Raw genomic sequence first — 13898 nt, 5'->3', positions numbered from 1 at the left:
CGCTCACCTCGGATTGGAAAGATTCGGAATGGTTCATGGCATATCTCGCCGATTTGTTGATCCCTTCTCGCGACCGGACCCGTTCAATCAGATCTCTCGTTGTTGATGCCCAAGCAGAACTGATCCACCTCGACGCGGCGCTGAAATGGATCAACTTACGGCAGGATCCGAAGGTCAACGCGGGCATCCCCAACGCGGCGTTCTACGCGACCGCGAACAAGGCTGCCCGCCAGTACGTGAAGCCGGCCGTCGCGCGCGATCCGTTGGTGTATCCGGCCGACGAGGTGCCGGGCAGGATGACGCGGCTCAAGCCGATGCCGCACGAGATTCGCCGGCTGCGGAACCGGCTGTGGGCGCGGTTGAAAACGGGACGTGGACGGCACCGAACCGTGCCTGCGGCCGCATGCGCCGCAGGCACGCCCGCATCGAAAGCGCAACCCGCCGCCGTCGAAGCCGCTCGCGCGAGCTATCTCGTCGCCCGCGCGCGCTCCGCCGCAAACGCCGCCTCCACGAACCGGATCACGTCGTCGAGCGACGACGTGCATACGGCATCGACCGCGAGCGCCTGAAACGCGCCGTCCGGCCCGAAGCAGACGAGCGGCTTGCGCCAGTGTTGCGCCAGCGAGATTTCCTGCGCCGTGCCGGGCCCACCCGGCAACGCGACGATCAGGTCGCTGCTCAACACGTTCACGTGGTTGCGGTTGATCGTGTGCGGATCGGCATCGGGTTCGCGGCGCGGCAGCGGCGTGAGGATCGGGATGTCGACGAATGGATGCGGATAGCCGTCGAGCGGCACGAAACCCGCGACCGGATCGGCCTGCGTCGGCAGGATGCCGATCGACCGGCCGGCCCGCCCCGGCACGCCGGCGAACGCGCGCGCGACGGCCAGCATCACGCCCTGCCCGCCGCCCGTCAGCAGATTGAAGCCGGCCTGTGCGAGCCATGCGCCGAGCGGCTCCGAAAACGCCAGCCACGGCTCCTTGCCCGAGCCCATCACGCCGATCGTCCTGTTCTTCTGTTGCATCGTGGTTTCCGGTGAAATCGTCGCGGTGCGCGCGAGCGCCATGCTCATTCGAGTTCGACGCCCTTGAGCTCGGGAATCAGGAACAACGTCGCGACCATGTCGAGCACGTAGAGCCCGGCGAGCAGCGCGATGGCCGTCTGGAACGAGTAGTGCGCGGCGAGCGCGCCGACCGCGACCGGGCCGAAGCCGCCGACCGCGCGGCCGATATTCCACAGCACGTTCTGCGCGGTGGCGCGCGCGGCCGTCGGATAACCTTCCGACATCAGCGTCCCGTAGCCGCCGACCATCCCGTTGACGAACAGGCCCATCAGCGCGCCGGCCCACAGCATCGCCGTCGGGTCCGTCAGCCGCGCATACGCGATGACCGTGACGACCGAACCGAGCTGGTACAGCAGGAACGTCGGCTTGCGCCCGATGCGGTCGGCCAGCTGCCCGAACACCCACACGCCGATCATCATCCCGACGACCGTCGCCGCCGTCCACAGCCCCGACTTCGTCAGCGAGAAGCCCATCTGCTTCGACAGGAAGGTCGGCAGCCAGATCATGATCCCGTAGTAGCCGAAGTTCTGGACCGAACAGAGGATCACGATGCCGAGACTCGTGCGCGCGGTGCGGCCGTCGGCGACGAGCATGCGGAACGCATTGGACGTCGGCTGCGTCGCGCGCTGCACGAACGCTGCCGGCTCGTGCAGCTTGTTGCGCATCGCCCACGCGAGCAGCGCGGGCAGCACGCCGACCAGGAACATGCCGCGCCAGCCGATGTGGAGCAGCAGGAGCGGCGTCAGCAGCGCGGCCAGCAGCACGCCGGCCTGCCAGCCGAGCGCGACGTAGCACGACACGCGGGCGCGCTTGCTCGCCGGCCACGCTTCCGCCGCGAGCGCCATGCCGATCCCGAACTCGCCGCCCAGCCCGATGCCCGCGATGGTGCGGTAGGCCAGCAGATCCCAGAAGCCGCGCGCGAACGCGCACAGGCCGGTGAAGATCGCGAACAGCAGGATCGTCCAGGTCAGCACGCGCACGCGCCCGTAGCGGTCGCTCAGCGCGCCGAACAGGATGCCGCCCGCGACCGCGCCGATCAGCGTCCACGTGACGAGCGCGCCGCCCTGCCCGGGCGTCAGTTGCAGCGCCGCCGTGATCGCCGGCAGCATGAAGCCGAGGATCAGCAGGTCGAAGCCGTCCATCGCATAGCCGATCGCCGACCCGGCCAGCGCTTTCCACGCGTACGACCCGACCTGCTCCACGCGCGGGGCCGACGGGCCGTCGAGCGTCGAAGATTTCATGTTTGCTGCCATGGTGTCCTGCCACGAATGTCCGGCGACATTCTAAGGCCTGTGTGCGCCGACGACGGGCGCGGGCGCGCATCGGCGCCGCTGCCGCAACGGCAAGCGGGACATGGCAGGCAAGGCGGGAAAACGGAGGAAACGTCGATCCGGTGTCGGCGGCGAGGCCGGCGATGTCGCGGCCAGGCCGGACACCGGATGAAAAAGGTTGACGGACGGGTGTTACCGGCGGGCCTGCCGGCCCGAGCCGGACGGCGCCGCGCCGCCGCGCGGCTCGACCGGCTTCAGCCCTGGTCGTCGCCGGGCCACCAGGCCTTGGCCTCGCGGTCGACGGCGAGCGATTCGAGATCCTTGCCTTCGAGCCATTTCGGCCGCGGGCCGCGCCCCGACCACGAGCGGCCGGTCGTCGGATCGTAGTACTTGGCAGGCGCCTTGCGTTTTCGCTGGACGATGTAGCCGAGCGCGCTCAACACTTCCTGCTGCGAAATGCCCAACAGCTCGACTTGCTCCTTGAATGCCGCGAGCGCGGCCTGCTTCTCCTTCTGCTTCGCATCCGACAGCTTGATGTTCAGGTCCCGAAGTTGTGCTTCGAGTTCCTGCAGGGCCTGGGTCATGTATTCATCCTCTTTGGGCATGTTTTTGCAAAAAACTCCGATGGTCGAACCTATCACGAAGTTCCGCCGATCGGTGCTGTCAAATATGTGAATCGTCCGCCCGAGCCGGCATGCTTTGCGCGATGCGCACTAAACGACGTCGCGCGTCATTGACAGGCAGGACCGGGCCGGCGTCGCGCACGAACAGGCACGGCGAACGGCTGCGGCAAGTCAGGCGCCGCCCCTGGCACGGGTGCGGCATGGCGCGAATGATAGCAGTGCGCGACATCGTATTGCAGAAGTCGCGTAACGGAATCGATGCGCAGCGAGCGGCTTACCGCCCGGCGTCGTGCGCATCCCAGGCGATCCGGTCGAACAGCGCGCGCAGCTTCGCGCCGCGTGCCGCATTCAGCGCGGCGGCATGCGCGACGCGCCCGGCGAGATGCGCGCGGAAATCCGGATGCGCGTCCCGATTCTGCGAGGCCGGGCCGTGCCGGATGCAGTTGGTCAGGATGGCCTTCAGCCGATCGAACTCGTCGCGCGCCAGATTCGGATGACGATTGACGACCACGCCGGCCAGTTGCTGTCGCGCCCCGCGCCGCATCACGCGCGTCTTGCGCAGTTGCAGCGCGAAGCCCTCCTCGAGCGCGATCGCGGCAACCCTGATTTGCAGCCGCTCGATGTCGCGCGCAAGCGCGCCGCCGCCCGAGAACGCGAGATCGTCCGCATAGCGCGTGTAGGTCGCGTCGAGCGAACGCGCGAGCGCGGCGAGCCGCATGTCGAACCGGAACGCGCTCAGGTTCGCGAGCGCCGGCGACGTCGGCGCGCCCTGCGGGAGATGCCGTTCGCGATAGCGCTGGCGGCCGATCCAGTCGAACCGGTCGCGCAGGTCCGGCGCGAGCAGCCGCGCGGAGGGCACGCGATTCGTGCACAACCCGGTGAGCGTGCGCGCGACTTCGACCGGATACCCGAGCGTGGCGAACAGCGCATGGACGCGTGCGGCGCGTACCGAGACGAAGAAATCCGCGAGATCGAAGCGGACGACGACATCGCGGCCGGCATGCGGCGCCGCGAACGACACGATCCCGTGCCCCTTGCGAAAACCGTGCACCGCGCCGTGCGGCGCAATGCGATCGAGCAACCCGTGCAGGATGCGGCGCTGTGCCTCGCGCAGCCTTCCCTTCGGGATCTCGACCAACCGGCACCCGCCGCTGCGCTTGTCGACCGCGACGTACGTGTAGTGATGCAGCGGCGTGGCGCCGCTGCGCGCGTCGACGCGCCAGTGATCGGACAGCCAGTCGAGCGCCGGCACGCTCACGCCGAGCCAGTCGGCGAGATCGCCGGGCGTCGCCCATGGCGGCACTTCGCAGCCGGCGAGCGGCGCCGGCAACGGCCGCTGGACCGGCGGCCGCCGCACGACGCGGATCACGGCCGGCCGAGGGTCGCCATACCACGCGCGCACGAATCCGGGCGCCTCGGCCACGACGGCCGCAAGTGCATCGATGGCGGTGTCGGCCCAATGCGCGCCGAAGCGCGCGAGCGATGCATCCGCGACTTCATCTGCCCAGACCGGCGCGCCGCCGAGCACGGCCGCCATCCGCGCGACGACGCCGTCGCGTTCGGGCGAACCGGCGAGCATCGCCTCGGCAATCGTGCGGGTCGTGTCGCGCAGGGATGAATGCATGGCCGGGAATGGGCGAGAATGGGCGGGACGATGAGTCAACGTGGCTGGTGCTGCGAGGGGAGGCGTTGCGCCGCGCGCAACCGGGCCCCTTGCGACGCATCGGTGTGTCGATCCGATCCACGGGGTAGCCCCGTGGTCCTGGAACATCGACTGCCTGTTCCGGGTGTGTGCTTGACCCACCGGCCCGCGTCGCGACTGTAATGGGCGCACGCGCCGGGTGTCAAATCAGGGGGACGACGCGCGATAGGCGGCGGGCCGAGCACGTCGCCGGCCCGCGCGCCTCACCCCGTTGCCGCGCTTACACGCCCCGCGCGAACAGCGCGCTGTATGCGATCGGCGCCACGCCGATACCGGCCATGCCGTTCAGCATCGTCGCCCAGGTCGCGTCGGCCACGCTCACCGGAAACGACCGCACGTGATTGGCGAGCAGCCAGAAGGTCCGCGTCATGCCGTCGCTCATCGCGACTTCGTACCCGCTTCCCGCGGGCCAGTAGCCGACCGGCGGCAGCGCCACCGGCGCCTCTCGGCCGCCCCTGAACCCGGCGGCGGCCATTGCGAACTTGCCGTCGAGCGGCATGGCCCGGCGCGGTACGCAGTCCTGCGAATCCTGTTTCGGGAACGCGGGGCTCGTTTCGAGCCAGCGGCGATAGAACGCGTCGGCGTCGAGATGGACGACGAAACGCTCCACCCCGGCCGGCTCGGCCGCCAGATAGCAGTCGGCCTGACCGGGCACGGGAACGCGCCAGATCGCGCGCTTCGCGCTCAGGTCGACCAGTTCGCACGCCGTCGGCCGGTGCGCAAGGGTTGAAGCGGGTCCGGATCCGCGCAAGTCGCGCGCGCGGTCGAGTCCGTTACGAAGACGTGTCAGCATGGGCCCTCTCTTTCTCTCTCTCGATTTGTTCGAATGAGTCAGGGAATGTGGCGCGATTCGCGCCATCGCTGCCGGTTTGCCCGGTGCCCCGACGCTCCCGGCTGGGTCGGGAACCCGCGCAGTGTATCGCCTTTCGATGACGGCACGACAGCGCATGCCGCCCTCTGCCGGTGGGTGCGGATCACGCGCCCCGTCGAACGAAAACCCGCTTCGTCCCGGGCTTTCCGCGCCGGTGGCACGGCCCGCCGCAGCACATCGTCGACGGCCTTACGGAATCGGCGGCGCGCCGCGCAGGACCGTGCGCAAGGCCACGTCGAACGGCGTCGCGTGGTCGATGCCGAGCGCGCGCAGGCTCGACGCGTCCAGATGGCAATCGTATGGGCGCGGCGTCGCGTCGGTCGGCTGCTCGATCGGCGTGAGCGACGCGGCGACGCCGAGCGCGGCGGCGATCCGTTGCGCGATCTCGTATTTCGTCATCGGCTCGTCGCCGGACCAGTGACGGATGCCCGTGACGGTCCGGCCCGACAGGTGACGCAGCGTGAGGTCGCGGATCACGTCCGCCACGTCCGGCGTGTAGGTCGGGTAGCGGATCGCCCACGCGTCCATGCCGACCGCGTGTGCGCCCGTGCGCGCCGATGCCGCGGTCGCCGGGACGAGGCTCGTGACCGCCGATTCGCTCCAGTCGGCGATCGGACCATAGAGCAATGGCAGGCGCAGCACGCAGGACAGCGACGACGCGGCGAGCAGCGCCGCCTCGCCTTCGAGCTTGGTGCGGCCGTAGATGTTCAGCGGGTTTGGCGCCGCGTCTTCACGATACGGGGCGGCCTTGCCGTCGAACACGTAGTCCGTGGAAATGCCGAGCGTCCACGCGCCGTATCGGGCAGCCAGCGCGCCGACGCGGGCCGGCGCGTCGACGTTGATCGCGCGGGCGGCGGCCGGGTCGCGTTCGCAGATATCGGGCCGGCGTTCGGCCGCGCAGAGGATGACGGCGGCCGGCCGGTGGGTCGCGAACGCCTGCTCGAGGGCCGGCTGGTCGAGGACGTCGAGCAGCGCGAGGTTTTCCGGCGGCAGCGCGAGCAGTCTTGCGCCAGCGGTGTGCGGGTTACGGCGGGTCGCGATCAGGTTCAGCGACGGTTCGCGGGCGAGGGAGGCGGCGACGGCTCGGCCGAGCAGGCCGGAGGCGCCGATGAGGAGGATGGTGGGGAGTTCGGTCGGTGACGTCGTGCTTGGCATCGGGAACGGATGGCTTCGAGGTTTGGAAGCATGAGGTTACAACGAGTACCCGGATGCCATTCTCGAAAATTCGGATGCCTGCGCTGCCGGCCCGCGGTTCCGTGCAATGCCTGCGGCCGCGAACGGGGGCCGCAAAAGTCCGCAACAAACAAGGCCCGGCGCACCTCGGTGCACCGGGCCCATGAGACCGGGCAAAACTTCGCCCTGCGTTACTTCCGGTCCACCGAGTACCGCCCCGGCCCGGTCAGCGCGAGCAACAGCAACCCGCCGATGATGCTCACGTTCTTGTAGAAGTTGATCATCGCCATGTACTGCTCCATCCCCTGCAGCGCCCAGTAGCGATGGCCGATCAGCGCGGTCGCGAGCGTATAGGCGGCGAACACCAGCGCGAGCGGACGCGTGTAGAAGCCGATCGCGATCAGCACGCCGCCGGCCAGTTCGACCGCCACCGCGATCGCGGCCGCCAGTTCGGGCGCCGGGTTCCCCGTCGACGCCATGTACGCGACCGTGCCCGAGAAGCCGGTCAGCTTCTGCCAGCCGAACAGCACGAACAGGATCATCATCAACACGCGAGCCGCCAGCAGCAGCTCGTCCTTCCTCGATTCCAGCGAAACGTAACGCATAACAATCACCCTTGAATTGACGGTTTGATGCGGCCGCCGCCGACGCACGCCGAAGCGGCGCGCGTGGCCGGCAACGGACCACGCCTCGCCCGACCGGATCGCCGGCCGATACCGTGGCCGGTTGCCGAAGAATCCGTCCGGTCGCGCCGTTCGCGGCGCGCTGCGAACCGGTTCTGGCGAAGCACGGGTGCAGTCTACTGTCTCGCCGCAAATCATCAATCCGTCAAAATATGATTCGCTGTCTCGATTTAGTGGACAATTGAGTCAAACAAGGGCTTGTTAAGCATCAAGGTGCGTGCAAAACGGCACGGCAAGCGGTGACGCCGGGCCGCACATGCGGCCCGAATGCATCGCCCGACCCGCCACCCCGGGCGCCTACGCCGCGATCCGCCGGCGGAAATGCTCGGTTCCCGCGACGATCTTGTCGAGCACCGCGTCGAGCGCCCAGAATCGCTCGCGCACGTCGTAGTCGATCGCACGGCACTTGATCGACCCGAACGTGCCGATCCGCTGATGGTAGAGCTTCGCGAGTGCCGGGTAGCCGAGCGCCTCCGACACCGCCGACACGACCAGGAACGTCGACAGTTCGTCGGCCAGCGCCGGATTCGTGTCGCCTTGCGTGCGCAACCACCGGTAGAGGTCCGGGTGGAAATTGGTGAACACGCCATTGAAGCCGGCGGACCCGGCCTTCATCGCGTCCCACGCAATCGCGGCGTTGGCGTTCAGGATCTTCAACGGCGATCCCGCGGCGATCCCGACACGCCGCTTCACCGTCTCGAGATCGCAGCTCACGTCCTTGAGCATCACGAACCGGCCCGTGTCGATGCACGCGCGCAGTTCGTCATCCGAAAGAAGCCGCCGGTAAGGCGCCGGACATTCATACAGGCCGAGCGGAAGATCCGACGGCAGTCGCGCGAGCAGCCGGTGCAGATGATCGAGCAACGCGGCGCTGCCCTTGCGGTGCGGATCGAGGCGGTTGGTCACGAGCACGACGCCCTGCGCGCCCGATTCGGCCGCCGCGCACAATTCGGCGACCTGCGCATCGAGATCGTCGCTGATGTGCCCGGACGCGACGACGGGCACCCGGCCGGCCACCCGATCGACCACGAAACGCGCGAGTTCCGCGCGTTCGGCGAGGCTCAGGAACTGCATCTCGCTCGATTGCGCGACCGCGAACAACGCATCCGAGCCGTGTGCCAGATACCATTCGATGAGCCGTTCGAGCCCGGCGTAGTCGATCGCGCCGGCGTCGTCGAACGGCGTCAGCATCACCGGCACGATCCCCTCGATGGTCACGTTCGATTGCTGCGGGTGTTGCATCTGTTTCTCCTTGCTTCAGTGAATGCGGGGGGCAGACCGCGAGCTCATGCCGGCAACGGTCCGGGCGCGGCGTTCGCGGCCTGCTCGGGAATCGGCTTGCGCACCAGCAGCAGGTACGCCATCGCACCGGCGAACGCAATCGCCGCGGCCGTCAACAGCGCCGGCACGAACGACCACTTCTGCGCAATGATGCCCGTCAGGATCGGCGCAAGCGCGCCGCCGATGAAACCGCCGAAATTCTGGATCGCGCCGAGCGACGCGATGCGGCTCGGCGGCGCGGCCGCCGTCGCGAGCGCCCACGAGCTGGCCGACGCGGCGTTCGCGAGAAAGATCACGACCGATATGCATGCGAGCGCAACCGTATTGCTCTGCACGAGCGCGGCCGGGATCGTGAACGCGACCATCCCGAGCATCGCGACCACCACCGCGTTGCGTCGGCTCACGACCGGCGAACGGCTGCGGCGCGTGACCAGGTCCGACAGCCAGCCGGCGACCAGCGAACCGACGAACCCGCACAGAAACGGCACCGACGCGGCGAAGCCGGTGCGGATCAGGCTCATGTGCCGCTCCATCGTCAGGTAGCCCGGCAGCCAGGTCAGGTAGACCCAGTTCAGGTACACGGATCCGAAGAAGCCGATCAGCATCCCCCAGGTCGTGCCGTGCGAGAACAGGCTGCGCCAATCGGCGAAGGTCAGTTTCGGCGCCGCGGCCACGCTTTGCGCGTCGGCATCGAGATAGCTGCGCTCGGCGGCGGACAGTTGCGCACGCACCGGATCGCGATACAGCGCGAACCAGACGACCGCGACGACGAGACCGAGCGCACCGGTCACGATGAACGCCCAGCGCCAGTTGAACGATGCCACGAGAATCGACAGCAGCAACGGCGCCAGCGCGGTGCCGAGCGGCGACGCGGCGTTGAAAATGCCGGTCGGCGTGCCGCGCGCACGCAGCGGAAACCAGTTGCTCACCACGCGTGCGGCCGACGGAAACTGCGGCGCCTCGCCGATACCGAGCACGATGCGCGCGACGATGAACCAGCCGAAGGTCGACACGATGCCGCCCGCCGCCTGCGCGAACGACCAGACGATCAGCCCGATGCCGAGCAGCCGGCGCGGGCCGATCCGGTCGACGAGGCCGCCCACCGGAAACTGGCACAGCGCATAGCTCCACGAGAACGCGGACAGCAACAGCCCCATCTGCGCGAGCGACAGGCCGAGATCGCCGCGGATCGCCGAACTCGCGACGGCCAGCGTGCCGCGATCGAGGTAGTTGACGATCCCGCTCGCCATCAACAGCGCGAGCGCGATGCGTTGTCCGCGCCGGATGCGTGGCGGTGCGGGCGGAACAGGTTGGTTTTCGTTCATGTCGGTTGTCTCCATGTCACTGGTGTCGGCCGGTGATGGCCGTTCCGTCGTATGCGGAATTCAGGTATCCCCGCGCATGACTTCGTCACGCGTCGGGATCGAGGTTTGCGCGCCGTGGCGCGTGACGCTGATGGCCGCCGCGCGCTGGCCGAAGCCGATCGCATCGTCCATCGATGCGCCGCCGGCGCGGGCGGCCGCGAACCCGCCGACGAACGTGTCGCCGGCCGCGGTCGTATCGACGGCCACCACCGTCATCGCCCGATGCCGGCCGTTCCCCGCGCTGCCGCGCCAGCAGACGCCGCGCGCGCCGAGCGTGACCAGCACGTTGCCGACGCCCTTCGCGCACAACGCATCGGCCGCGCGCACGGCCGACGCGTCGTCGCCGACGGCGATGCCGGTCAGCGACTCGGCCTCGGTTTCGTTGACGACGAGATAGTCGACCCGTGCCAGCAACGCGTCGGACAGCGGCTGCGCGGGCGCCGGATTGAGCAGCACCGGTGTGTGGTGCTCAGTGGCACAGGCAATCGCGCACGCGACGGCGGCAACCGGCACTTCGAGCTGACACACGAGGAGTGCCGCCTCCGCGATCGCGTCGCGCGCCGCGTCGATCCGGCCGGCATCGAGACACGCATTCGCACCGGGCACGACGACGATGCTGTTCGCACCGCCGTCGTCGACGGTGATCGTTGCCACACCGGTCGCCGCCCCGCCGATCCGATGCAGGTGCGTCACGTCGATGCGCTCCGCCGCGAGCGCGCCATGCAGGCGCGCGCCGAACGCGTCGTCGCCGACGCAGCCGATCATCACGACCGATGCGCCCAGGCGCGCGGCCGCGACCGCCTGGTTCGCCCCCTTGCCGCCGTGAACGGTCTGGAATGCCGTGCCGAGCAACGTTTCGCCCGGCACCGGCAGGCGCGACGTGCGTGTGACGAGGTCGATGTTGACGCTGCCGACGACAGCGATACGCGACGAGGCGATGTCGTTCATGCTCGAATGTAACCGCTTACATTTGAGATCGACATAATGGCCGAACAGGCCGTCGTCTCTGAAAATTTCGCGATGCGGGTGAAATCCATGTCTGACATAATACGAAGCAGCAATAAGATAGCGCTTACATTCTCACAGGATCGGATGAGGATGCAAGCGGGACCACCATGAATCGAGGGTAAACAATGACGCGACTGGCAACGCATGCCGCAGGCAGGCCCCGCCCGCCGGGAGACGGCCGATGAGCACGCCCCCGTCCCGCGGCGGCGCGTCGCGCACGCGCCGCGGCAGCGGCCGCTCGGTGCTCGGCGACGTCGCGAAGCTGGCCGGCGTGTCGACCGCGACCGTCTCGCGCGTGTACAACGATCCCGGCAAGGTGTCGGCCGACGTGCAGCAGCGCGTGCGCGACGCGGCGCGCACGCTGAACTGGATTCCGAATGCGGCCGGCCGCGCGCTCGCGTCCACGCGTACCCACATCACCGGCGCGATCATTCCGACGCTCGACGACCAGGTGTTCGCGTCGCAGGTCGCGGGCATGCAGGCGGTCATGGCCGAACACGGCATCACGCTGTTCCTCGGCTGCTCGAACTACGATCCCGCGCAGGCGCTGGCGCAGGTGCGCGCGATGCTGTCGCGCGGCGTGGAAGCCGTATCGCTGGTCGGCGAAGCGTATCCGCCGGAACTGTTCGAACTCCTCGCGATGCATCGCGTGCCCTACGTGGTCACCTACGCGTATCGCGACGACAGTCCGCACTGCTGCATCGGCTTCGACAACCGCGCGGCGTTCGCGCGGCTCACCACCCACCTGCTCGACCTCGGTCACCGCGATTTCGCGATCATCATGCAGCCGTCGGCGGACAACGACCGCGTACAGGCGCGCCTGCGCGGCATTCACGACACGCTGGCCGCGCACGGGCTCGCCGTGCGCCCCGTGCATCAGCATGAAGGCGCGGCCACGATCGCGTTCGGGCGCGCGAGCTTGCGCGCAATCGCCGGCAGCGACGCGGCGACGCGGCCGACCGCCGTGATCTGCGGCAACGACGCACTCGCGCTCGGTGCACTGCTCGAGGCGCAGGCGCTCGGCATCGACGTGCCCGCGCAACTGTCGATCACCGGGTTCGACGACATCGCGCTCGCGCGCGAGATCCAGCCGCCGCTGACGACGATGTGGGTCGATACCGACGCAATCGGGCGCCAGGCCGCGCATGCATTGCTCGACGCGCTCGAGAACGGCGCCACGGGGCCCGGCCGGGCCGTGCTGCCTGAGTTGCGCACGCGGGAATCGGTCGCGCCGCCGGCGCCCGTGCGCGCGGCGCGCCGGAAGTGAAGACGTGCCGCGCGGCGGCGCCCGCTCACGGCATCACGTCGATCGGCAGCGCCTTGTCGAGATTGTCGTGCCAGGCCTTGATCGTCTTCGGCACGGTTTTCTTCCACGCCGGCACGTTCGTGTAGTAGCGCATCCGGACGGTGTTCTTCGCATCGAACACGAGCAGCCCGATCCACAGATCGGCGCCGCGGCGCATCACGATCGCCGCGTTGGTCGTCGCGATGCCGCGCACCCAGTAGGATTTCACGTGCGCATCGAGCCCGTCGAGATCCTTCTCGTCGGCGCTGTAGTTGACCATGTCGACGAGCGTCTGATAATCGCCGCCGAGCAGTTTGTGCGCGGCCGCATTCTGCGTCGCGTCGGTCACGACCTTGAGGGTCAGCAGGTCGGCCGGCGGTTTGGCCTGGAACTGCGACGCCGTCACGTAGTCGCCCGCGTAGACGACACCCGCGCCGGCACCGCAATCGAAATCCGCGCCCTGCTGCGTGACGCGGATGCGCCCGCCCTTGCGGTCGAAATCGAGCCGGCATGCGTCCCGGCGATAGGTGCCGCTATCGCCGTGCAGCACGATGTCGCCGTCGAGGCCGCCGTCATTCGCGCCATTGTTGCCGCTCAGTTCGAAATGCAGGCGCGGCGCCGTGCCGGTGAACGTCAGCACACCACCGAACGACGGGTTGTCGCTCGTCAGGTACCACGTCTGCTGCCAGCGGTCGGCGGCGAGCGGCGTGCCGTTCAGGCTCGCGAGCCGTTCGCGATAGCGGTCGCCGAGGCAGGGTGCATCGCTGCCGCACTGGTCGCGCTGCTTCAGCCACTTCAATTGCGCGGCCTTCAGCGCGGCCGTATCGCCGCCTTTTGCGAGCGCCCGCTTCCACGCGGCCGACAGGTCGCCGTCCAGCTTCGACAGGGCGGTATCCGCACAGATCGTCTTCTCGGCCGGCGAGGCGGCCTTCGCGCAGTCGAAGCCGGCCGCCTGCGCGGCAATCGGCAGCAGCGTCAGCAGCGCGGCCGCCGCGACGAATGGCAGAGGCGTGCGTCGCACGCTGGATGCGGAAATCGCGGCGTGTTCGCGCGGATTCGATCGGTTCTGGATAGTCATCGGCTTGATCGTCGCTGGGTCGCGCGCCCGTAGAAGCTACCTGCACGCGACATTCGAGGTAAAAACGCCCGGCCCGGCATGCGGCGCATGCCGCCGCCCGCCGAAGCGTAACCCGGATGCGCGACGCCGATCAATCGACGTTCGATGTCATTGCAACCGTTCCGGCAGCCACGCTGCGTTGCACGATGCCGTCGCGCAATACGGCTTGCGTCGCGCGATGGAAGATTCCGATGAACACCATCGCGCCCGCCGCTTCGCGCGGCGACTGCCCCCTGCGCATCGGCCACGCGCACGATGCCTTTTGCGCGCTGGATCGTGCGCGGCGACGCCTTCAGCCACGCGCGCAGCCGGACCTTGTCGAGCACGTCCGACGCGGCGACGGTGATGCTTGCGAACGCCGGCAATCAGGAACAGGATCGATGCGCACGCAACGACCTGTTCGAGCGCGCGGCGGCTGCAGTGGCCCTTGAACGGGTCGGGTCGCGTGATCGCGTTG

The 13898-nt window shown here is 68.7% G+C and carries 13 protein-coding genes and 1 pseudogene; 2 read left to right on the top strand and 12 right to left on the bottom strand.

Going from position 1 to position 13898, the window contains the following annotated elements; all coding sequences use genetic code 11:
- Positions 1-125: 125 nt before the first annotated feature.
- A pseudogene (locus tag WJ12_RS35010) lies at positions 126-371 on the top strand (polyamine ABC transporter substrate-binding protein); the annotation flags it as partial.
- A gap of 95 nt (positions 372-466) precedes the next feature.
- Here WJ12_RS35010 and WJ12_RS19355 read toward each other — a convergent pair.
- The 10 genes from WJ12_RS19355 to rbsK form a co-directional block, all read right to left on the bottom strand.
- Entirely contained in the window at positions 467-1072 is a 606-nt protein-coding gene (locus tag WJ12_RS19355) for an SLOG cluster 4 domain-containing protein (protein ID WP_069245783.1), read from the bottom strand.
- A complete protein-coding gene (locus WJ12_RS19350) occupies positions 1069-2316 on the bottom strand; it encodes an MFS transporter (RefSeq protein WP_049036745.1) in 1248 nt (415 codons plus the stop codon). The genes WJ12_RS19355 and WJ12_RS19350 overlap by 4 nt, the downstream gene beginning before the upstream one ends.
- 272 nt (positions 2317-2588) lie before the next feature.
- Positions 2589-2918: an H-NS histone family protein gene (locus WJ12_RS19345; RefSeq protein WP_034191954.1), complete on the bottom strand. Its 330-nt coding sequence runs from the start codon at positions 2916-2918 to the stop codon at positions 2589-2591.
- A 313-nt stretch (positions 2919-3231) separates the two neighbouring features.
- Positions 3232-4581 carry a reverse transcriptase family protein gene (locus tag WJ12_RS19340; protein WP_049036746.1) on the bottom strand — a complete coding sequence of 450 codons (1350 nt, stop codon included), beginning with the start codon at positions 4579-4581 and terminating at the stop codon, positions 3232-3234.
- 298 nt (positions 4582-4879) lie between these two features.
- On the bottom strand, positions 4880-5452 hold the full coding sequence (locus tag WJ12_RS19335) for a plasmid fertility inhibition factor family protein (RefSeq protein WP_034191956.1): 573 nt from the start codon (positions 5450-5452) through the stop codon (positions 4880-4882).
- Positions 5453-5719: 267 nt separating this feature from the next.
- Positions 5720-6685 (bottom strand): dTDP-4-dehydrorhamnose reductase family protein, encoded by a 966-nt coding sequence (locus WJ12_RS19330; RefSeq protein ID WP_069245782.1) that lies wholly within the window; start codon positions 6683-6685, stop codon positions 5720-5722.
- Between the two features lie 209 nt (positions 6686-6894).
- Positions 6895-7308 (bottom strand): DoxX family protein, encoded by a 414-nt coding sequence (locus WJ12_RS19325; protein WP_034191958.1) that lies wholly within the window; start codon positions 7306-7308, stop codon positions 6895-6897.
- A 375-nt stretch (positions 7309-7683) separates the two neighbouring features.
- Positions 7684-8628, bottom strand: a complete 945-nt coding sequence (locus WJ12_RS19320) for a dihydrodipicolinate synthase family protein (RefSeq protein WP_059562315.1) — start codon at positions 8626-8628, stop codon at positions 7684-7686.
- Positions 8629-8672: 44 nt separating this feature from the next.
- Positions 8673-9992: an MFS transporter gene (locus tag WJ12_RS19315; protein WP_049036753.1), complete on the bottom strand. Its 1320-nt coding sequence runs from the start codon at positions 9990-9992 to the stop codon at positions 8673-8675.
- A gap of 60 nt (positions 9993-10052) precedes the next feature.
- Positions 10053-10979, bottom strand: coding sequence for a ribokinase (gene rbsK / locus WJ12_RS19310; protein WP_059562310.1), 927 nt, complete (start codon positions 10977-10979; stop codon positions 10053-10055).
- 241 nt (positions 10980-11220) lie between these two features.
- Here rbsK and WJ12_RS19305 point away from each other — a divergent pair, with 241 nt between their 5' ends.
- The gene (locus WJ12_RS19305) at positions 11221-12306 is read left to right on the top strand and encodes a LacI family DNA-binding transcriptional regulator (protein WP_034191961.1); all 1086 of its coding nucleotides are present in this window, start codon (positions 11221-11223) and stop codon (positions 12304-12306) included.
- A gap of 25 nt (positions 12307-12331) precedes the next feature.
- Here the strand turns inward: WJ12_RS19305 and WJ12_RS19300 are convergent, their stop codons facing one another.
- Positions 12332-13402 carry a lysozyme inhibitor LprI family protein gene (locus WJ12_RS19300; RefSeq protein ID WP_082744789.1) on the bottom strand — a complete coding sequence of 357 codons (1071 nt, stop codon included), beginning with the start codon at positions 13400-13402 and terminating at the stop codon, positions 12332-12334.
- A complete protein-coding gene (locus tag WJ12_RS36825) occupies positions 13399-13767 on the bottom strand; it encodes a hypothetical protein (RefSeq protein ID WP_231750660.1) in 369 nt (122 codons plus the stop codon). Before WJ12_RS36825 ends, WJ12_RS19300 begins: the two co-directional genes overlap by 4 nt.
- Positions 13768-13898 lie beyond the last annotated feature (131 nt).

It is taken from the genome of Burkholderia seminalis (assembly GCF_001718535.1).
Lineage (GTDB): Bacteria > Pseudomonadota > Gammaproteobacteria > Burkholderiales > Burkholderiaceae > Burkholderia > Burkholderia seminalis.
This window is presented reverse-complemented; position numbering and strand designations above follow the sequence as displayed.

Coding starts and splice junctions, on each gene's coding strand:
- WJ12_RS19355 (WP_069245783.1), bottom strand. CDS start 1,072: ATGAGCATGGCGCTCGCGCGCACCGCGACGATTTCACCGGAAACCACG.
- WJ12_RS19350 (WP_049036745.1), bottom strand. CDS start 2,316: ATGGCAGCAAACATGAAATCTTCGACGCTCGACGGCCCGTCGGCCCCG.
- WJ12_RS19345 (WP_034191954.1), bottom strand. CDS start 2,918: ATGACCCAGGCCCTGCAGGAACTCGAAGCACAACTTCGGGACCTGAAC.
- WJ12_RS19340 (WP_049036746.1), bottom strand. CDS start 4,581: ATGCATTCATCCCTGCGCGACACGACCCGCACGATTGCCGAGGCGATG.
- WJ12_RS19335 (WP_034191956.1), bottom strand. CDS start 5,452: ATGCTGACACGTCTTCGTAACGGACTCGACCGCGCGCGCGACTTGCGC.
- WJ12_RS19330 (WP_069245782.1), bottom strand. CDS start 6,685: ATGCCAAGCACGACGTCACCGACCGAACTCCCCACCATCCTCCTCATC.
- WJ12_RS19325 (WP_034191958.1), bottom strand. CDS start 7,308: ATGCGTTACGTTTCGCTGGAATCGAGGAAGGACGAGCTGCTGCTGGCG.
- WJ12_RS19320 (WP_059562315.1), bottom strand. CDS start 8,628: ATGCAACACCCGCAGCAATCGAACGTGACCATCGAGGGGATCGTGCCG.
- WJ12_RS19315 (WP_049036753.1), bottom strand. CDS start 9,992: ATGAACGAAAACCAACCTGTTCCGCCCGCACCGCCACGCATCCGGCGC.
- rbsK (WP_059562310.1), bottom strand. CDS start 10,979: ATGAACGACATCGCCTCGTCGCGTATCGCTGTCGTCGGCAGCGTCAAC.
- WJ12_RS19305 (WP_034191961.1), top strand. CDS start 11,221: ATGAGCACGCCCCCGTCCCGCGGCGGCGCGTCGCGCACGCGCCGCGGC.
- WJ12_RS19300 (WP_082744789.1), bottom strand. CDS start 13,402: ATGACTATCCAGAACCGATCGAATCCGCGCGAACACGCCGCGATTTCC.